Source organism: Acidicapsa ligni (assembly GCF_025685655.1).
Taxonomy (GTDB): Bacteria; Acidobacteriota; Terriglobia; order Terriglobales; family Acidobacteriaceae; genus Acidicapsa; species Acidicapsa ligni.
This window is the reverse complement of sequence record NZ_JAGSYG010000003.1, coordinates 355,165-374,590: the sequence shown is the minus strand read 5'-3', so window position 1 is coordinate 374,590 and position 19,426 is coordinate 355,165. Positions and strand designations below refer to the sequence as shown.

At 49.9% G+C, this 19,426-nt stretch carries 15 protein-coding genes; 9 read left to right on the top strand and 6 right to left on the bottom strand.

The genetic code is table 11. From position 1 onward, the window contains the following. Window positions 1-185: 185 nt before the first annotated feature. A complete protein-coding gene (locus OHL19_RS12015) occupies window positions 186-2,354 on the top strand; it encodes a GH92 family glycosyl hydrolase (RefSeq protein WP_263357938.1) in 2,169 nt (722 codons plus the stop codon). Between the two features lie 106 nt (window positions 2,355-2,460). Here the strand turns inward: OHL19_RS12015 and OHL19_RS12010 are convergent, their stop codons facing one another. After that, window positions 2,461-2,949: a carboxymuconolactone decarboxylase family protein gene (locus tag OHL19_RS12010; RefSeq protein WP_263357937.1), complete on the bottom strand. Its 489-nt coding sequence runs from the start codon at window positions 2,947-2,949 to the stop codon at window positions 2,461-2,463. A gap of 87 nt (window positions 2,950-3,036) precedes the next feature. Continuing rightward, window positions 3,037-5,544, bottom strand: coding sequence for a phosphocholine-specific phospholipase C (locus OHL19_RS12005; RefSeq protein ID WP_263357936.1), 2,508 nt, complete (start codon window positions 5,542-5,544; stop codon window positions 3,037-3,039). Window positions 5,545-6,128: 584 nt separating this feature from the next. Between OHL19_RS12005 and OHL19_RS12000 the strand changes: the two genes are divergently transcribed. Both OHL19_RS12000 and OHL19_RS11995 read left to right on the top strand, forming a co-directional pair. Continuing rightward, on the top strand, window positions 6,129-7,712 hold the full coding sequence (locus OHL19_RS12000) for an O-antigen translocase (RefSeq protein ID WP_263357935.1): 1,584 nt from the start codon (window positions 6,129-6,131) through the stop codon (window positions 7,710-7,712). Between the two features lie 81 nt (window positions 7,713-7,793). After that, window positions 7,794-8,897, top strand: a complete 1,104-nt coding sequence (locus tag OHL19_RS11995) for a glycosyltransferase (protein WP_263357934.1) — start codon at window positions 7,794-7,796, stop codon at window positions 8,895-8,897. 43 nt (window positions 8,898-8,940) lie between these two features. On the opposite strand, the gene OHL19_RS11990 is transcribed toward OHL19_RS11995, so the two are convergent. The 4 genes from OHL19_RS11990 to OHL19_RS11975 are packed head-to-tail and all read right to left on the bottom strand — an operon-like array spanning window position 8,941 to window position 13,262. Beyond that, complete coding sequence (locus tag OHL19_RS11990; RefSeq protein WP_263357933.1) at window positions 8,941-9,720, bottom strand: tyrosine-protein kinase family protein; 780 nt, start codon at window positions 9,718-9,720, stop codon at window positions 8,941-8,943. Continuing rightward, on the bottom strand, window positions 9,717-11,252 hold the full coding sequence (locus OHL19_RS11985) for a GumC family protein (protein ID WP_263357932.1): 1,536 nt from the start codon (window positions 11,250-11,252) through the stop codon (window positions 9,717-9,719). The genes OHL19_RS11990 and OHL19_RS11985 overlap by 4 nt, the downstream gene beginning before the upstream one ends. 24 nt (window positions 11,253-11,276) lie before the next feature. Next, entirely contained in the window at window positions 11,277-12,605 is a 1,329-nt protein-coding gene (locus tag OHL19_RS11980; RefSeq protein ID WP_263357931.1) for a hypothetical protein, read from the bottom strand. 15 nt (window positions 12,606-12,620) lie between these two features. Then, window positions 12,621-13,262, bottom strand: a complete 642-nt coding sequence (locus OHL19_RS11975; protein WP_263357930.1) for a polysaccharide biosynthesis/export family protein — start codon at window positions 13,260-13,262, stop codon at window positions 12,621-12,623. Between the two features lie 517 nt (window positions 13,263-13,779). Between OHL19_RS11975 and OHL19_RS11970 the strand changes: the two genes are divergently transcribed. The 6 genes from OHL19_RS11970 (at window position 13,780) to OHL19_RS11945 (ending at window position 19,390) form a co-directional block, all read left to right on the top strand. After that, on the top strand, window positions 13,780-14,823 hold the full coding sequence (locus OHL19_RS11970; protein ID WP_263357929.1) for a Gfo/Idh/MocA family protein: 1,044 nt from the start codon (window positions 13,780-13,782) through the stop codon (window positions 14,821-14,823). 1 nt (window position 14,824) lies between these two features. Beyond that, window positions 14,825-15,385 (top strand): acyltransferase, encoded by a 561-nt coding sequence (locus OHL19_RS11965; RefSeq protein ID WP_317890569.1) that lies wholly within the window; start codon window positions 14,825-14,827, stop codon window positions 15,383-15,385. Next, window positions 15,382-16,488, top strand: a complete 1,107-nt coding sequence (locus OHL19_RS11960) for a DegT/DnrJ/EryC1/StrS family aminotransferase (protein WP_263357928.1) — start codon at window positions 15,382-15,384, stop codon at window positions 16,486-16,488. The genes OHL19_RS11965 and OHL19_RS11960 overlap by 4 nt, the downstream gene beginning before the upstream one ends. Then, on the top strand, window positions 16,478-17,167 hold the full coding sequence (locus OHL19_RS11955; RefSeq protein ID WP_263357927.1) for an acyltransferase: 690 nt from the start codon (window positions 16,478-16,480) through the stop codon (window positions 17,165-17,167). Before OHL19_RS11960 ends, OHL19_RS11955 begins: the two co-directional genes overlap by 11 nt. 76 nt (window positions 17,168-17,243) lie before the next feature. Beyond that, window positions 17,244-18,233, top strand: coding sequence for an NAD-dependent epimerase/dehydratase family protein (locus tag OHL19_RS11950; RefSeq protein WP_263357926.1), 990 nt, complete (start codon window positions 17,244-17,246; stop codon window positions 18,231-18,233). After that, window positions 18,230-19,390 (top strand): DegT/DnrJ/EryC1/StrS family aminotransferase, encoded by a 1,161-nt coding sequence (locus tag OHL19_RS11945; protein WP_263357925.1) that lies wholly within the window; start codon window positions 18,230-18,232, stop codon window positions 19,388-19,390. The genes OHL19_RS11950 and OHL19_RS11945 overlap by 4 nt, the downstream gene beginning before the upstream one ends. Window positions 19,391-19,426 lie beyond the last annotated feature (36 nt).

Sequence of the window (19,426 nt, the reverse complement as noted above, 5' to 3'; positions counted from 1 at the left end):
GAAGGCTGCCTCTGATCTTATTCAGCGGCAGCCTTTCGAGAATTCTGAACAGGTAATCTAACGCGAAATATTCAATAACCTACTCGTTACAGCTTCGAGTCGAAAGGTCTTTACAGTTGCACATTCGGTCTCTTGTCTCACGCGGCGTTATAGGATGCTTTATTCTCTTCGGTGCTTTGCTGGCGATGCCTCTCGTTGCCTTCTCAACTACGCCATATCGGCTCGTCGACCCAAGCGTGGGAACGGCAAATGATGGACAGACGATTCCTGTAGTGGGTTTTCCTTTTGGCATGACGGGTTGGACTCCGGAGACGCGACCGATAGAAGCTCACTGCATCTCCCCTTATTACTACAAGGACAGTCGGATTACAGGATTTCGCGGCAGCCATTGGATCAGCGGTAGTTGCACGCAGGACTATGGCAGTGTCACGCTTATGCCGACTGTTGGCGACGTCCGCGTCACGCCTGAACTTAGGTCTTCTTCGTATCGGCATGAAAGCGAAGTGGAGTCACCTGCCTATTACTCTGCGATTCTCGATGACTATAAGACGCGAGTTGAGATGACTGGCACAACTCGATCCGGCATGTTGCGTATCAGCTTTCCAAAAGGAGCGAAAGCAAATCTCCTGGTTGAACCGAATGTGAAACCGGGGGAGGGCTACATACAAATTCGGAGAGATTCGAACGAAATCGTTGGATACAATCCGGTGCATCGTCTCTATCAGGGAAATGGTAAATCGGCCGGATTCAGCGGCTATTTCGTCGCACGACTGCAACGACCTTTTGCGGAGTACGGAGTCTGGTGTGACTCTGAAGTTAGCAAGATGCAATCGGAGCAAAAGGTTGGCTGCAAACGCTTTGGAGCATATATAACTTTTCCTGACTGGAAGGGCGGCGCTCTGTTGGTGAAGGTGGGAACATCCTTCACAAGCCTTGAAGAGGCTCGGAAGAATCTTGATGCAGAGAATCAAGGATGGGACTTCGAGAGGGTTCAACGATCGGCAGAAAAAGAGTGGAGGACACTACTCGATCGCATTCAGGTCAAAGGTGGCTCGACCGATCAGCAACGAATATTTTATACAGCGCTTTATCATGCCTCGCTTGCACCTCATATCGTCAGTGATGCGGATGGAACGTATGCAGGATTCGGACAAGAGGGCAAGTTACACAACGCAGGCTCTGGCGTGTACTACGACGATTATTCACTTTGGGATACGTTCCGCGCCCTGCATCCGCTGCTGACGATCCTTGATCCACGCAGAGAAGAGCAGATGGTGCAATCGCTCATCGACAAAGGAGAGCAGGGAGGATACTTGCCGATCTTTCCTGCATGGAATAACTACACTCAGGAAATGATAGGCGATCACGCTGTTTCTCTTATTGTTGACGCTTATGCCAAAGGGTTACGAGGCTTTGATATCGACAATGCATATCGACTCATACTGCAGAGCGCGCAGATCACACCGCCGTTGGAGGCATATAAAGATGGCAGGGGCAGGCGAGGACTTCAATCCTATCTTCGTTATGGTTTTATTCCTCTTGAAGACAAGGTTTCCGATGCCTATCACCATCAAGAGCAGGTTTCGCGGACGCTTGAATACGCCTATGACGATTCTCTGGCGGCGGATTTCGCTGAATCAATGGGCCATGATGCAGAGGCAAAACAGCTTCGTGTACGCGGTGAAAACTGGAGGAATGTTTTTGACTCGACGATTGGGTTTGTTCGCGGACGACACGAAGATGGCAGATGGTCGGAGCCTTTTCAGCCCGATCATCAATATAACTACATAACTGAAGGAGTGCCGTGGCAGTACACCTTTTTTGTTCCGCAAAACATTCCCGGTTTAATCAAGGCTGTCGGTGGGAGCGAAGCATTCAACGCGAAGTTAGATGGCCTCTTCGGCGCGAAGCTTTATAACCAGGGTAACGAGCCGAGCCATCACATTGCATATCTCTATGACTACTCTGGCGCTCCATGGAAGACTCAGAACCATGTGCGAGAGATATTGGAAAACCAGTATCACCTTGGACCGAGTGGTCTCCCTGGCAATGATGATGCGGGGCAGATGTCTGCATGGTACGTGTTAAGCGCAATGGGTTTTTATCCGGTATGTCCGGGTAAACCTGTGTATGCCCTCAGTAGCCCGATCTTCGATCGTGTCGTGATCCATCAGTCGGATGGGAAGGCATTCACTATTCGGGCTAAGCATGCATCGACCTCAAACCGGTACATACAAACCACTCGATTGAATGGTCGTCTGTACTCGAAGTTTGAAATATCACATGCCGATATCCTGGGCGGCGCAACGCTGACATTCAAGCTTGGTCCTAAGCCACAGGCAGGCACACAATAAACTTGAACGATATTGCAGATGAGATTTATACGGCCCAAGTTGATTGCTTTAGATCTATTGATGCTTGAAAGTATGTACTCATCATTGATCGTTAGTGGATGTTGTTTTATTCGATTAAGAATTCAGGATCGACAGGAATCTGGAGGGCCGTCGCCAGTGCATTTGTCTCGGCGGCCATTCCGATTATAGAGAGCAGCTCTGCATGTTGTTCGCTGCTGAGACCTTTTGCCCGGGCCGAAGCGGTATGAGAGTGTATGCAATAGCTGCAACTGTTTGCAGTAGATATCGCAATGTAGATTAGCTCCCTCGTGAGCGGATCAAGCACTCCTGGTTCAATCATGACTTGCTTGACGCTTGACCAAGTCCTCTCCAGTAACGCTGGTTGATTGGCTAGAGCTCTCCAGAAATTATTTATGAAATCGGATTTACGTGTCGAACGAATGTCCTCAAAGACCGCGTTCACACGAGGATCTCTTGCGGCCTGCTCGTCTGTCCAAAGCTTTACTGTCGCCATATCGGGCTCCTCATATGCAGATACAAGCAGCTTGGCAGGTTGCATCCTAATAAGGCAAATCCAATGAGGAGACACGGTCATCGATGACCATATCTCCTCACTACAGTAGATCGTTTAATTGACGAAGAACTTACTTACCATTTAAATCTTTTGCATTGGATGTTGCAGTTATACAACATCACCCATGAGTGGATCGGTGAAACTGGAGAGGCCTGTTTCCACGCGGCCTGCATAGCGAACCTCGCCGGGAAGACCTTCGACTTTTACTGTAAAGTCGTACCAGTTGTGGCTTCGTTTCAGGGGAAGAATAATTGACTCTTGGTGCCTTGCGGTAATTGTTTTGCGAACAGCATCCGCTTTATAGCTTAGGTCCGCCAGCGTTATACCGAGTGGTTTGTCGCTTTGATTCTGTAGAAGCACTTCTATGTTTCCTGTGAGTCTGCCATTCTTCTTTTCGTAGGCGGTTTTGATTTGTAGTTGTTGCGTCGCAGGCTCGCCAGCGAAGGAACGATGAAAACCGTTTGGCCCGTGCACGTCGATAAGATAGCGGCCCTGGGGGAAAGCAGAGAGAGCAAACTCTTCAGTGATGGTGTCACCCGGCTTTACCGCATAGGTTGCAACAGCCATCTCTGTAGCGCTATGACGTAGATATACGTTGAATGGCGCGCCTGCCGAGCGGCTTCCATGTACCAGGTTTCCTGCTGTCATGCGTAGCTGAAACTTCGTGCCATCAGGAGAAGCGAGACCATCTGCGTACAGTTCATAGGGAAGAGCGCAGGCGGGTCTAACTCCTTTTTCCTGTCGGGAAGTGAGATCCGAACTACCATTTTTATTGATCGTTTCAATTTCTGCAGCACTGAGTTTTTTGTAGTTGGAGGGAATCTCCTTATAGCGAGCTTTTTGAATGCCGATGACGAACTGGTCCCGGTTGAGGAATTTGATACTTCCTGCCTGCTCATTATGAGGGCGGAAAGATGAGATTAGATTGCCGGAGATCGAACGGCGCCATGCACTGATGTTCTCTTCTTTTACAGTGTTGCCGTACTTATTCTCGATAAAGTTTTCGAGAAACATTAATGTCGATGTGTGATCGAAGAGCTGCGAGTTAACCCATCCGCCGCGCGTCCAGGGAGATGCAATGATCATGGGTACACGAAAGCCCATGCCGATGGGGCCGGAACGAGCATCCTGCTCTGAAACGCCTTGATCTAACTCGTCCTTTGCATAGGTATATTCGAGCCCGGTGTCGATCCCTTCAGATGCTCGTCCGGTTTCAGGACGCTTGGGGTCAGCGGCAACGAATGATGGCGCATGATCGAAGTATCCATCATTTTCGTCATAGGTGAGGATGAAGATTGTCTTCTTCCATACCTCGGGATTCTTGGTTAGAATGTCGACGATCTCAGAGACATACCACGCGCCATACCAGGGCGATGTGGGATGGTCGGAGAACTTCTCAGGACCACTGAGCCACGAGACAGTAGGCAATGTACCTTCATTCACATCCTTGCGGAATTGATAGAGGACGTCACCTTTAGGAACCATCATCTGCTGCTGCTTGCTCTGATCTTCAAAGGAGATTTCTTCGAGGCTCCTATAGTGTGGGTCGCCTGAATTTGTCGTAAATGCAGCATCATGCAGTGCGCGTTCAGACTTATTCATTTTTTGATACCGTGCTTCGCCGCTGTTCTCCAGTCCTGCCTTTAGCCGCTCGATTCGCTCCTGGGCATGTTGCAGCCTGGTGTGAAGAACTGCTACCGACTGTGCATTTTGTTCGGTTGACAACCGATGTTCCATCTCCTGCACTTGATGCGTCATTGCATTCAAGCGCTCCTGCATTCCAGAGACCGCACCAGGATATGCCTCTACGTTATAAGCAGAGAAGTTTTCGAGTAGATTGCAGCCGAAGTTTGACAGCCAGACATGCTCTTCATCTGTGAGGCCACCGGAATGGGTCAGCTCGTTCTGGTAGAACTTCCAACTGACTCCGGCTTCATGCAGCCGCTCCGGAAATGTCTTCCATGTCATGCCACCGCGTTCCAACTCATCATTTCGCATAAAGACTTTGGAGTCGGCGCGTTGTTCGTCTCGTACAGTACCTGTCCAGAAGCAACTGCGATTTGGTGTGGTGCTTGTCATCACAGAACAGTAGTTTTGATCACATACGGTAAAGGCATCAGCTAACGCATAGTAGAACGGAATGTCTTCTCGCGTGTAGTGTCCCATGGTAAGCGGGATATCGCCATAGCCGGGAACGTGGGATCGCTTAGCGTCAATCCATCCATCATGGCGACCGTCATTCCAGGCGTCTACCTGGCTGTTTCTGGAGTGTGGGACTGATCCCATCCATGTGATTCGAGTGTCCTTGATATCGAGACGCCAGGGCGCATAGGAGTTGCCGGCAGCATCGGTCTGCACAAACACGGAGTTGCCATTGCCCAGACGAATTGCGCGCGGGTCGTTGAATCCGCGCACACCTTGAAGAGATCCAAGCGAGTGATCAAAGGATCTATTCTCCTGCATCAGGATGACGATGTGTTCCGCATCCAGATAGGTAGATCCATGGGCGGGTTCGATCGCATATGCGCGTTTGATGGACTCCGGAATGAGTCCTGACGTTCCGGCGGCGCCAGACAACATTGCTGCAAGTTTGAGGAAATCCCGTCTCGTCTTCATAGGTATTCTTTTGATACAACAGTCCTATTATCAATTGATGAAAATGGCTTGTAACAGCCCTGGATGCTGACGTTTCTGACGATTAAAGGCCGCCACATTCTGAGGAAGTGTATTGATATAAAGAGCTCAACTTATGATTGACGTGTCCCTGCTGCGCGAAGTTTCACCCTGGTTCAGAGACTGAGTCTATGGATCTTTTACGACCGCCAAATTAAGCCGAAGATTATCTGAGATCAAAATGTGAAATAGGTTGTGAGCATGTGTGCAGGGTATTGCACAGTTTGAGCTATCGCGGCGATGGGACAAAGGGTTTCGAGCGAGTAAACTGCGCATCGGAATCAGCAATGTAGCGCCATCGATTGGCATTTGAATTGCACATGTAATTCAGAAACAACAGCAGTCAACTGTAGAAACACATGAAGACATGTTCAGAGACGCATGATGTGTTTTCGTTCGAGAATTGGCAGATTGATTCGAGTGTCATCTGATGTTGCTGGTATGCCAGTTTGAGAACCGTCATCGCGAAACATTTATGGAAACTCTAACCGTTGCAACATGCTCCACTTGAATGTGACTCCTACTATATGTCATCAGCATCTTGCGCTAAAGAGGCCTCAATTCCATCGACGTTGTCGCTACCCCAAGAGGTAGAGAGTGATACTGCGTCGAAGGGAACGTATGGACAGATTTTAAAATCGTCTGCATTGGTTGGCGGATCGTCATTGCTGAACATCGGAATTGGCATGATTCGCACTAAGATGATGGCGGTATTGCTGGGCCCTGCGGGGTTTGGATTGTTTGGGCTCTATGGATCTATTTCGACGCTGACTCAGACGCTTGCAGGGATGGGAATCAATAGCAGTGGCGTTCGCCAGATAGCCGAGGCAAATGGTTCAAATGATGCGCGGCGTATTGCGCAAACGACTGTAGTCCTGCGGCGAATATCTCTTCTATTAGGTCTTGTGGGTGCTGTCATCCTGGTGTTGTTTTCTCGCCAGATATCCAACGTAACTTTTGGAACTTATCAAAATGCCACGGCGATATCGGTCCTATCGATCGGGGTATTTTTCAGTCTCGTCTCAGCGGGGCAAGGTACGTTGATTCAAGGCATGAGGCGCATTGTGGATCTCGCCAAGATGGGAGTTTTGGGCGCATTTCTTGCAACAATTATCAGCATCACGATGGTGTATTATCTTCGCGAAAAAGGCATAGTCCCTGCGCTGGTCGCTATTGCGGTGATGACGACTCTTGTTTCATGGTGGTATAGCAGAAGGATCAAAATCCAGGTTCCTGCTATAGCGGTTTCTGACGTGCTTCGTGAATCCTCCGCTCTCTTGAAGCTTGGATTTGCTTTTATGATCAGCGGCCTTTTGACCATGGGGGTTGCATACGCTATTCGAATTACGATTCTTCGCAAATTCGGTGTTGAGGCTACTGGGCTGTATCAATCTGCGTGGACACTTGGTGGACTTTATGTAGGGTTTATTTTGCAGGCGATGGGGGCAGATTTTTATCCTCGACTTACAACCAGCATTCATGATCATGCTACCTGTAATCGCCTGGTAAATGAGCAGGCTCAAGTTGGATTGTTGATAGCTGGTCCTGGAGTAATCGCTACGCTGACTGTAGCTCCGCTGATTATCAGTTTGTTTTATAGTTCGAAGTTTATTGGAGCGGTGGAAATTCTTCGTTGGATTTGCCTGGGAGCTATTCTTCAGGTTGTCACCTGGCCCATGGGATTCATTATTGTGGCAAAGGCCAAGCAGGCGCTGCTTATTGCTTGTGAGCTAAGCTGGTCGGTATTTAGTCTTGGTCTCGCGTGGATCTGTATGAATCATTTCGGTCTCAAAGGTGCAGGGATTGCATTCTTTGGATCGTATGTTTTTCACGGCTTCATGATATACGCGGTTGTGCTCCGACTCAGTGGTTTTCGATGGTCTGCTGAAAGCAAGAGAACGGGGATTATATACGCGGTTCTCATTGCCATTGTATTTTCTGAATTCTATGTTCTCCCATTGTTATGGGCATCGGTACTCGGCATACTCATCGCGGTCACGAGTGGCGTTTATTCGCTACGTGTACTGCTTCATCTCGTACCGCTATATCGCATCCCACGCCCTATCCGCAAGGTGCTTGAATTGCTGCGCATGGCACCCTCGGCCTCATAGCATGGTTATGCTGTCCTCCATGTATGAACCATAGCTTAGTCGATGCACGGGAATATCTGGTATGCAAGAGGAGTTGGAGTTATGGGTAGCCCCTCGATCTCGGTGGTGATGAGCGTCTTCAACGCAGAGCGATTCCTGCGTGAAGCTATCGAAAGTATTCTGGAACAGAGCTTTCGAGACTTTGAATTCATCATCATCGATGATGGATCTACGGATGGATCGTCCTCGATTATTGAATCGTATCGGAGCAGCGATCCTCGTCTGTACGTTCACCGGCAGGAGAATAGGGGCTTAATTGAATCACTGAATCTTGGTTGCGGATTGGCGCGAGGCAAATATATAGCGAGAATGGATGCCGATGATATTGCCATTCGTGAAAGGTTCCACCTGCAGATCGACTTTATGGAAGCCCATCCTGAGGTCGGCGTCGTCGGTGGTGTAGTGGAGATCATTGATGCCAAGGGAAAGTTAGCGAGAGATCAGAGTACTGTTCCGCTGGACAATAGTGATATTCAGAGGGAACTGCTTGAGCATAGTGTCCTCTGGCATCCGACAGTACTTATGAGGAAGTCTACGTTTGTATCCGTTGGCGGATACAGAAAAATTACGGATGCTGAGGACTTTGATTTATGGCTACGGATCGCAGAGCAATCTCATCTGGCGAATTTACCAGAGGTATTGTTGAAGTACCGAATTCATCCTACGCAGATATCTGCAACCAAGTGCGGTAAACAGGTTCTCGGGGCAATCGCCGCACTGAATTCGGCCATGCTGAGAAGACGCGGGAGTCCGGAGCCATTTGACTTTAACCAGGCAATCACGCCTGCGTCGTTGATTGCAAGCGGTGTTAGCGAAAAGACGCTGCATACGACAATGGCCAGATCCTATCTCACGTGGATTCGCAATATGTACCGAGCTGGCGAATACTCAGCCGCTATTCATATGTTCGAGATACTGCGTTCCGCGCGTTGCGATCGTGCGGAGAGTTGGATCATAGCCGATTCAAACCTGTGGGCAGCAAGAGCTTACTGGCATGAGAAAAAATATTTATTGAGCATCATCCACGTAGGTCATGCATTGATCGCGCGGCCGGTCATGTTAGGTCGTCCGCTCAAGAAAATGCTTGCCTGGTTAAAGATGAGGCCACGAACTACGGTGCATGTTTCTGGTAACTCAATTCAATGACCATGAGCAGGGAATTGCAGTAGCGTGTAGTTCCTGGTCGAACTTACTGTTTTCGATTGCGATTTGCGCCGTATCCATAATTTCCGTAATAGGCGCTGCCGTTGATGGTGGCGTCATTGAGAACTACTCCCCACAATTTTGTTCCCAATATTTCAAGAGTCGGTCCGACGATAGATTTCGTTGTTTTGGCGGAGCGCACAATCATCAACGCACCGTCGACATGAGGAAGAACCTCGGCAACATCGGCCATGGGAATTGTTGGCGGCATGTCGAGTATCACCCACTCAAATCGATCTCGTAGTTCTTTCAGCATTGGTTTCAGGACCGCGGGACTGAGTTGATGCGAGGGGGATAGGATCGCATGTCTAATACCGAGTACATGGAGTCGATGGTTCTCAATCTGATGGAGCGCTTGCGAGACAGTGCATTGCCCGGCGAGAACTCCAACTACATCGCTTGTCCATTTTTCATAACCCAATGTACGGCCTACACCGGGAGCCCGAAAGTCCAGATCAACCAGGCATGTTTGTTGTCCGCTTTCTGCCAGGCACCATGCGAGGTTAACGGCGGTGAGGGTCTTGCCATCTCCAGAGCTGGGGCTTGTTATCATCAACATGCCGCCGGTTGGACTAGATGCGCAAAGCCGTCGCCGCAGCAGTCTGTATCGCTCTACTCCAAGTCCATTCGGATCGGTCACGAATACGAGACGAGAATCTTTACGGTATTCGAGACTAATGGAATGGGCAGTTAGCCTGGATCCGGAGGATGGAGCTCCAGTCTGGTCACGATCGAGGAATGTGTCTACTTCAGATTGAATGCTCATAGTATGGTGTGAACCTTCAACAGAAAGGTGATAAGTACTCCACATGCAATCAGGGAGAGAACTGCAGTTTGAAGGAATTTGAACTTGGTGCGTTGCGTGTCCGCATAGCTCTCAATGGGTGGTATCGTGCCGATGATGCGCACCTTTGGAGGAAGCATGGTGTTCAAATCCGCCTCGGATTTCACAGCACCTTTGAGTAAGTTGATGCCTACTGTTGCACCGACGGAAAGGATAACAGACAACACAATAGCGCCGGCGATGATCGGCAACCTCTTCGGTTTGTAGGGCTTTTCAGGAGTGCTGGCGGGATCTAAAACTGTGAAGCGCTCGGCCTGTTGTTTTCGCTCTAAATCTTCAGACATACCAGCAGACAGCGTCTTATCGAGCAATGATTGATAGCTCTGCCTTGATGTTTCATAGTTGCGTGTCAGCTCGGCAAGTTCGGTTTCAAGAATAGGCACGGACTGAACTTTACTTTGATACCCGGCAGTCTGTTGTTGCAACACTAAAATCTGTTGTCGATGTCTATCGATCTGCTTGCTGAGCATCCCGAGGCGCAACTGTGTTGCGGAGTCATACATCTCTGTTGAACCCACGACGGGTTCGGGCAGAGCAGCGAGGCGAGCATTCACTCTTTCCAGCTGGGCTTTATCCGTGACGACGTCTGGATAGCTGTCGGTGAACTGTCGTTTAAGATTCAATAACTCGTTCGTCAGACGGCTTTTCTCCAGCATCAATTGTCCGCGCTCTCCAAGCGTGGATGGAGTACGTGTTTCGTTCGGATTTTGCTGAGAGAGCAGGATTCGTTCTTCATCGAGGCGGCTGATTGCATCCTCATGTGATTGGACTTCGGCCTGGAGACGGGACAGGGCTTGCAGATTGCCATCGAGTTGATCCGGCGTTGCGCCAGAATGCTGCAACCGAAAGGACTGCAAGGCTGCTTCCTGTTCTTCAAGACTCTTTTGAGCCTTGTCCAATTCACTGGATAGAAACTGAGTGGTGATGAGGGCTTGCTGTTGACGAGCTTTCAGGTTCCATTCGATAAAGCTTGCTGCAAGTTGATTGGCGACGGGCGCAACAAGCTGACGGTTTTCATCATCGTATGAAATGCTGAAACTGCTAAGTCCCTGTTCCGATCCTTGCTTGAGTTCTATCTTGATTTTGGACCGCATGTAGTCGAGGATCTCTTCGCGGGATTTTGTTTTGCGCATCGCTGGATAGAGCTTCGCCTGGTTAATGATCTCTTGCAACCTGGATGCGCTCAGCACCTGCTGAGTCAGCGTGCTCAGATGTGCATCGGGATCGGATGTGACTGTCGATGCAACATAACGTTCAGGAATTTTTTGCGGATCAACCAGGATGGTGGTGGTTGCACGATAAACATTTGGTATCAGGGATGTACCTGCGATCCCAGCAATCGACAACAGAAGCGACGACAGAAATACAGCATGTCCATATTTCTTGAGGACCTGGACGGACTGTGTCAGCAACGCTAATGGGTCGCCCGAATTGTCTTGATCGTAATCCATCATTCTCCAGAACGTGATTGAGTTAGATTATTGAGACGGTGGCCGTGAATTCGGTGTCCATATGAGAGAAAGCAAAAGGATGTTACGGTTGAAGCCGGTAGCACCAGAGCTTTCGTCGTAGCTTCGATAGCTGCTTGCGATTGAGAGTCCTCGGGACAGCGTGTGCGTAAAGGATGAGGAGAAGTAAACTCCTCGATAAGAGCTGACGTTTTTCAGTGTGCTGCTGGTTACGAATCCTACGTCGAATACTATGACATTCGCGGAAGATATCTGCCGATGGTAGCCTCCGGAGAAGCTGTCTTCCCATAGGCCTGGTCCCAGATAGCCAGTGACAGGCTGGCGACCGGCTAACAGATAAAATTGTGATTTACCAGATAGCTTGGTCGCAAGGGACACACTATAAGAAAACCCCTGTTGACTCTTGCATATGGGTGCATTGATCTGTGGTCCGCCCTTCAATACAAGCATCGTGCTCTGAAGAGGCTGCCATCGAATGCCGGCTCCGCCTCCAAATGTTGTGCAGCTCAGAGTCCCGTAGTATTGCGAGGTTTGCTGGTATGCAAGGATCCCCAGTGTTGGCGAGAGGCCATGTGTGAAAAACAAGTTCGTAGTGGCGACGCTATTCTTTTGGTTCAAGGATGGCATGGAGCTAAAAGAATTCGCGAAGTCGAAGCCGAGGAAGTTTTTGGGGGAGAGATCATAGTGAAGATCGAGGCTTCCATCGATGTTTGTGATGGTGCCGGCATTTGGCAGGTAGGAGGATGAGTTTGGTCCGGTGCCTGGCACACTGCCGATTGGAATCGATTGCGTTGGGGCTAACAGACGGGCAGAATCCTGTCCATGGCTGCCGGATAATCCTAACGTCCATGTCAAGCGATCACTCGCACTGCTGAGGACTTTTGCAGAGGCTACCTGCATCGTGTTGCCGCTGTAGCCGCTATAGAAGTTAAATGTAGGCTCGTATTGCAACAGGTATTGAGTCTTGTTCGTGCTTGCCTGAAGGCTGAAGTAAGGACTCACTGTATAGAGAGCGGAGGCTGATCCTTTGGGAAGGTTTTCCGGGTTACTATCCCATCCGCTGGTGGTCGTTTCTCCCGCGAGAAAACGGAATCTATGATTGGTCCTCATTGAAACCAATCCCGTTCCATCTAATGCAGGAACAAACTGATTTCGCTGATCTTGATCGGGTGATTTTGAAGGGCCGGGGTCTGTCACTTCCGATGAGGTCTGTGACTGAGATGGGGCAGTATCGAGTGAAGTATCCGGCACCGATTGTGCCTGGATCCGTACTGCACACAGCCCCGCACAAAGTACGACAACGATGCGGATTAGCCATGGCGCGTTCATGATCTTCATCACTTTCTCTTCGAGCTACGGAACGACGACTGTGTCCCCAGGCTGCAGGTCAATATTCTGTTTGGCGTTTCCATGGATAACGTTGTTGTAGTTGAACGGAATTTTTTGCACGTTGTCTTTGGTCGCGCGAAGGATAACTATGCCCTTGCGGTTGGCGTAGGTATTCAACCCTCCAGCCTGGGCGATCAATTGAAGAACCGTGATTGGCGCTATCAGCGGATAGCCCCCTGGTTTGTTGACCTGGCCTAATACGTAGACCTGCCTGCTATGGATATCCACCACACTTACTGTCACCTGCGGGCTGACGATAAAGCTGCTTAGCCGCGATGCTATGACAGCTCCAAGTTCATTGGCGGTCATGCCGGAGACATGGACGTCTCCGAGTAAAGGGAGCGAGACAAAACCATCGGGACCGATGGTTACGGTCTGCGAAAGCTCGGTGTTCTTCCAGACATTGATGCGAATAATATCGGCCGCACCCAGGATGAACTGGGATACCGCGGGTGGCGAAGTTATGTTCGCGGCTGTGTTTGCATTTGCCGCCGGTTTAGACAGGGGACCGGGCGTGGCTGTTGCGATGTCCTGCGCGGACGCGTTGGTCAGCGCGAGGCAGAATGCAACCGAAATGACATACCGAATCTGATTTTGAAATCGCATAAGAAAATCGAACTCGATCGAGATTCAGCAAGTAGATAGCCAAACCGGGAGTTTATCTACGAAGCTCAAGGAAATAGGCGTTTTTGCGCTCCTGAGTAGCCGGATGTCCCAGAAGCCTGTCAATACGGTGTTCGCGTACAGGTATGAAAAGTCATCTACATAGAGATGGGCAACACTAGCGCCGACGAGTCTGCAAGTTTGTGCGAACTATGAACTGCTCTGCACTTTTAGCCCTGACTTACCTCTTCTGCTGCCAACCTATCGCGATATCCATTTCTCTGAATTCGGCGCACTGCCTGTCAATCTGCATGCGAATGCTGACGTGACGAAACTTTGGAACCCAAAATGCTTCTTCGGAGCGTGTCTGCATTCTATGTACGGATATGCCCATCGAATGCGCTGAAAAAGCGAGTTGGAATTGATCTGTAACAGCGAAAAGATCTGAACAAATACGCAAGCATTTGCATAAGTATGTGAATTTACTGGGTACACAGCAGGATGTCAGGGAGGGGAACGAGTGATCAACATCGGCGTGATTGGGTATGGATACTGGGGCCCGAATCTGGTTCGCAGTATGTTTGAGGCATCCGAGACGAATGTCGTCGCGGTAAGTGATATGCGCGAAGAGCGATTGAGACTACTGCATAGTCGTTATCCTTCGGTGGAAGTTACGACCGATTATCGGCACTTACTGGACAATCCGGAGATAGACGCAATTGCGATTGCGACTCCGGTTCACGCGCACTACGAACTTGCTTTGCAGGCATTGCAGAGTGGCAAACATGTCCTGGTAGAAAAGCCCATGACTTCTACGTCAGAGCAGGCGCGCAGGCTTATCGACGAGGCGGAAAGACGAAAGCTGGTTCTTCAGGTCGACCATACGTTTGTGTATACCGGGGCAGTTCGCAAAATTAAGGACCTGGTCGCGTCGGGGAAACTCGGAGACATCTACTACTACGACTCAACTCGCATCAATTTAGGACTATTCCAACGCGACGTGGATGTGATCTGGGATTTAGCAGTTCACGATCTCGCGATTATGGATTATGTCCTGCCATTTACTCCATGTGCTGTGGCAGCTACCGGTATCAATCATGTAAGAGGCGGCACGGAGAACCTGGCGTATCTGACTATGTTCTTTGAAGAAAACCTGATTGCGCATGTCAACGTTAACTGGCTATCCCCGGTAAAAATGCGACGTACGCTTATCGGCGGTAGTAAGCAAATGATCGTATATGACGATATGGAACCCAGCGAGAAAGTCAAAGTCTATGACAAGGGCATCACTGTAACAAGTGGAACAGATTCGCTGTATAACGCATTGGTAGGGTACCGGTCAGGCGATATGTTCGCACCGCAACTGGAGGTTGCAGAGGCGTTGAAGGTAGAGCTACAGCACTTTGCAAATTGTGTTGAGACTGGCGCTACGCCGATCACATCGGGCCACGCAGGGCTGCAGGTGGTACGCATACTGGAGAGCGCTTCTCTTTCCATGAGGCAGCGCGGCAAACTGATAGAGCTTGAATCGGATCAGTCGCGTATCTGCGTAGGAGCTGCATGATATGGCCGATACTTTTACCATCATTCACGGAAAGAAAACAGAGCGGAGCCAGGTGAAGCCTCGGATGCCAAAGTTTACACCGCCTGCTTTTAGTTGTATTGCTCCAGACGTCTTATTAGGTAAGAACGTGCGTATCTTTCCGTTCGTAAACCTGTATGGATGCATCATTGGCAATAACAGCAAGATAGGCACCTTTGTTGAGATACAAAAGAACGTAAGCATCGGTGCAAATGTAAAAGTCTCAAGCCATACCTTCATTTGCGAAGGTGTATGCATTGAGGACGATGTCTTCATCGGACATAATGTTTCGTTCATAAACGACAAGCATCCTCGCGCGACCAGCAACAGTGGCCAACTACAGACGGAAGCAGATTGGAAGGTTGTCAAAACCCTGGTAAAAAAGGGTGCGTCGATAGGGACCAGTTGTACGATTCTGTGCGGAGTCACAATCGGTCAGGGCGCGATGGTGGGAGCCGGCAGTGTTGTCACGCGTGATGTAGCCCCGTACACCGTCGTTGCAGGAAATCCCGCCAGACGCTTGCGAACGCTGGAGGCGAAATGAAGGTTCCTTTTGTCGACTTGAAATTGCTACATAGCGGAATCGAAGATGAGCTGCGTGAGGTATTCTCCCGGGTTCTCAGTAACTCTTCGTTTGTCCTTGGTCCAGAAGTTGAACAATTCGAAAAAGACTTCGCCACATATTGCGGGACAGCACATGCGGTTGCCGTTAACACCGGAACGGCAGCGATCCACCTTGTATTAGCGGGCCTGGGAATTGGGCCTGGGGACGAAGTTATTACCGTTGCTCATACGTTTATAGCGACGGCTGAAGCGATTAGCGCAGTTGGTGCTACTCCGGTATTTGTCGATATCAATCCCATTTCATTTTGCATGGATGCGGATAAGATCGAAGCTGCCATCACTCACCGGACTCGCGCAATCGTACCTGTTCATATTTATGGACAGGTTGCAGATATGGATGCTATCTCTGCAGTGGCGAAGCGTCATGGAATCCCCGTTGTCGAAGATGCATGTCAGGCTCATGGGGCAGAGTATAAGGGGCGCAAAGCAGGGTCATTGGGAGTCGCAGGATGCTTTAGTTTTTATCCTGGAAAAAACCTGGGTGCATGTGGAGAGGGCGGTGCAGTGACCACCGATGATGCCGCGCTCGCGCAGCGAATAAGAATGTGGCGCGATCATGGATCCCGCAAGAAGTATGAGCACGAATTTGCTGGACACAACATGCGTATGGAGGGACTGCAGGGCGGCCTGCTCTCTGTAAAATTGAAGTATCTGGATCACTGGAATAACCAACGGCGGCAGGCTGCTCGACACTACGCGAGATTACTCGCAGGTAGTCCCATCACTATTCCAGCAGAGATGGATTATGGTCGTCATGTATATCACTTGTATGTTGTTCAGGCGGTAGATCGGGATGGACTTAGACAGCAACTTGCAGATGCCGGAGTGGAATCTGGTCTGCACTATCCGACCCCGTTACATCTGCAGGAAGCATATCGTCATCTCGGATACAAAAAAGGCGATTTTCCGATAACGGAGAGCGTGAAGGACCATATCTTGTCTCTCCCTATCTATCCGGGAATAGCTCCCGAAGCAATCGAACATGTAGTCGCTGAATTGCAGGAGAGTTGTAATGTCGCTTGAGAGCGGAATAGACACCATAGTGGAAGAGCGTTTGGTCCAGGCGGTGTTTGGTGTAACTAACGTTATTGACGATGCAGCGTGGGAGTGGCAGTATGCCTCTCATCTGAAGGAAACTTATACTCCATCGGAGTTAATAGCGAGTTACTCCAGATACCGCGGAGATGAAGGTTCCTTTGAGACGAAACTCCGTCGTATTATCTTTCGCGCGATGTGCAAGCAGGCCGGTCATGCGCTGCGAGTTGAGCCAGAGGTAATACTCAAACATCCCGAGACAATGGTGTTGGGCGATGGGGTCTTTATCGGCGCGCATACGATGATTCAGGGGCGTTTTGATGGAACATGCCACATCGGCAATCACGTGTGGATTGGACCACACTCCTACTTCGATGCACGGAATCTAATTCTCGAAGATTATGTTGGATGGGGACCGGGAGCGAAGGTGCTTGGATCCGCGCACACAGGTGTGCCCATTGATGTTCCTATTATTGCGACCAGCCTCAAGATAGAACAGGTAGTTGTAGGCTATGGGGCAGATATTGGAACAAACGCGACACTTCTTCCTGGCGTGCGTGTGGGGGCTCATTCAATAGTGGGCGCTGGAGCGGTTGTTACAGAAGATGTGCCGGATTATTCCGTAGTAGCGGGAGTGCCAGCGCGAGTTATCCGCTATCGGAAGTGAGTGGTAATTGTTTTTGGAACGGATGGCTATATCAGAGCAACTGCTGGAATTGAATTAACAAGTGCGGGGAGAAAATATGAACCCAATTAAGGGTATGAAAATACTGATTACGGGCGGGGCGGGTTTCGTCGGCAGCACGACTGCCGACCAGCTTTTTGAGGCAGGCGCCGCAGAAGTTAGAGTGCTCGATAACTTCATCCGTGGCAATGCAAGAAATCTCGAACGAGCTGCAAGTAAAGGCGACCTGACCATCATAGAAGGTGATATACGTGACCAGGATGTGGTTGATGCTGCCGTTGATGGAGTGGATTACATCATCCATGAAGCGGCTCTGCGCATCACACGCTGCGCCGAAGCACCAAGAGAGGGAATTGAGGTGCTCGTCAATGGTACGTTGAATGTTTTGGAGAGTGCAGTGCGGCACAAGGTTAAGAAGATTGTTGCTGCCTCTTCGGCTTCGGTGTACGGTGATCCGGTCTATCTCCCGATGGATGAGAGTCACCCTTTCAACAACCGAACGTTGTATGGTGCGGCAAAAATTGCGAATGAGCAGATGCTGCGCTCCTATTACGAGATGTATGGTCTACCTTATGTGGCTTTCCGGTACTTCAATATCTACGGACCGAGGATGGATGTGGATGGTGTCTACACTGAAGTGCTGGTTCGGTGGATAGATGCAATACAAGCTGGAAAACCTCCGAAGATATTTGGCGACGGATCGCAGTCAATGGACTTCGTATATGTAGAAGACGTGGCGAGAGCGAACGTTGCAGGCCTGATGTCGGACGTTGTAGATGAGGTGTTCAATGTCGGCACAGGTGTACAGACTACGCTGGAAGAATTGAGCAGAATGCTGTTGATGATTTATGGATCATCTTTATCGCCTGAATATCATCCGGCACGCAATGTAAACAACGTACAGGCCAGACGTGCTGCGGTTGACAAGGCGGAAGCTTTGTTAGATTTCAAGGCAAGAGTGGATTTGGAAAGCGGCTTGCGTTCGTTGATCGAATGGCACAAGGAGATCCGGTCCGAGGAGACAGTTGTTGCTGGAGGTGTGAAATGACAACTCTGCTTAAGCCAGCTCCCGCAATGATTCCCGTGGCTCGTCCTTACATAGGAGAAGAAGAGGAGCGAGGAGTGCTTGATGTGCTTCGCTCCGGTTGGGTTACGCAGGGGCCGAGGGTTGCTGAGTTTGAGGCAAAGTTTGCAGAGTACGTTGGCTGTGAACATGCCATCGCTGTTTCGTCCTGCACTACAGCTCTGCAACTCTCACTGATTGTCAGCGGGATCGGGCCCGGCGATGAGGTTATTTGCCCAAGCCTCTCTTTCATTGCGACAGCCAACGCAATCGCCTGCATTGGCGCAACACCTGTCTTTGTCGATATCGACCTGTCTACATATAACCTGGATCCTGCCGCGGTCGAGGCACATATATCCACGCGAACCAAGGCCATTCTGGCTGTTCATCAAATTGGGCTTTCAGCCGAATTAAATACCCTGCATCTAGTTGCCGCAAAGCATGGACTAAAACTCATTGAGGATGCGGCCTGTGCGATCGGTTCGGAATACGATGGGCAATTGATTGGCAGGCCAGTCGGTGATATTGCCTGCTTTAGCTTTCATCCGCGGAAGATCATGACTACCGGTGAAGGCGGCATGATAACAACGCGCGACGCTGATCTCGCCGAGAGACTACGGCGATTGAGACAGCATGCAATGAGTATGTCAGACGTAACTCGGCACAATGCCAAGCAGATTGCGATCGAGACTTATGATGAGATAGGTTTCAATTTCCGTATGACCGATATGCAGGCTGCGGTGGGCATTGCGCAACTCGGCCGGCTCGATAGCATGCTCGATAAGAGACGCTCCCTGGCACAACGTTATTCAAATGCACTGGAGCATCTTTCCTGGCTACGGGTGCCGTATGTTCCCGAAAATTGCCGCCACAATTATCAGTCCTACATGGTTCTTTTGATTGGGGAAGCCGCGGCGCAACGGGATCATATTATGCAGCGTCTGCTGGAGAGAAACATCTCCACAAGACGAGCAATCATGGCGATACATCGAGAAGCGCCATATCGCTCTGCATCCTGGGAGGACAGCTTACCGCAAACCAGTCTTGTCACGGATACCGGGATGATTCTTCCGTTGTTTCATCAGATGACAGAGGAAGATCAGGATTACGTGATTGAAGCTATTCACGAAGTCCAACTGTGAAGTCGCTGATCGTTTGATGTAATCATCCCGCCGACA

Coding starts and splice junctions, on each gene's coding strand:
- OHL19_RS11960 (WP_263357928.1), top strand. CDS start 15,382: ATGAAGGTTCCTTTTGTCGACTTGAAATTGCTACATAGCGGAATCGAA.
- OHL19_RS11975 (WP_263357930.1), bottom strand. CDS start 13,262: ATGCGATTTCAAAATCAGATTCGGTATGTCATTTCGGTTGCATTCTGC.
- OHL19_RS11990 (WP_263357933.1), bottom strand. CDS start 9,720: ATGAGCATTCAATCTGAAGTAGACACATTCCTCGATCGTGACCAGACT.
- OHL19_RS12000 (WP_263357935.1), top strand. CDS start 6,129: ATGTCATCAGCATCTTGCGCTAAAGAGGCCTCAATTCCATCGACGTTG.
- OHL19_RS12015 (WP_263357938.1), top strand. CDS start 186: ATGCCTCTCGTTGCCTTCTCAACTACGCCATATCGGCTCGTCGACCCA.
- OHL19_RS11980 (WP_263357931.1), bottom strand. CDS start 12,605: ATGAAGATCATGAACGCGCCATGGCTAATCCGCATCGTTGTCGTACTT.
- OHL19_RS11945 (WP_263357925.1), top strand. CDS start 18,230: ATGACAACTCTGCTTAAGCCAGCTCCCGCAATGATTCCCGTGGCTCGT.
- OHL19_RS11995 (WP_263357934.1), top strand. CDS start 7,794: ATGGGTAGCCCCTCGATCTCGGTGGTGATGAGCGTCTTCAACGCAGAG.
- OHL19_RS12010 (WP_263357937.1), bottom strand. CDS start 2,949: ATGACCGTGTCTCCTCATTGGATTTGCCTTATTAGGATGCAACCTGCC.
- OHL19_RS11965 (WP_317890569.1), top strand. CDS start 14,825: ATGGCCGATACTTTTACCATCATTCACGGAAAGAAAACAGAGCGGAGC.
- OHL19_RS11955 (WP_263357927.1), top strand. CDS start 16,478: ATGTCGCTTGAGAGCGGAATAGACACCATAGTGGAAGAGCGTTTGGTC.
- OHL19_RS11950 (WP_263357926.1), top strand. CDS start 17,244: ATGAACCCAATTAAGGGTATGAAAATACTGATTACGGGCGGGGCGGGT.
- OHL19_RS11985 (WP_263357932.1), bottom strand. CDS start 11,252: ATGATGGATTACGATCAAGACAATTCGGGCGACCCATTAGCGTTGCTG.
- OHL19_RS12005 (WP_263357936.1), bottom strand. CDS start 5,544: ATGAAGACGAGACGGGATTTCCTCAAACTTGCAGCAATGTTGTCTGGC.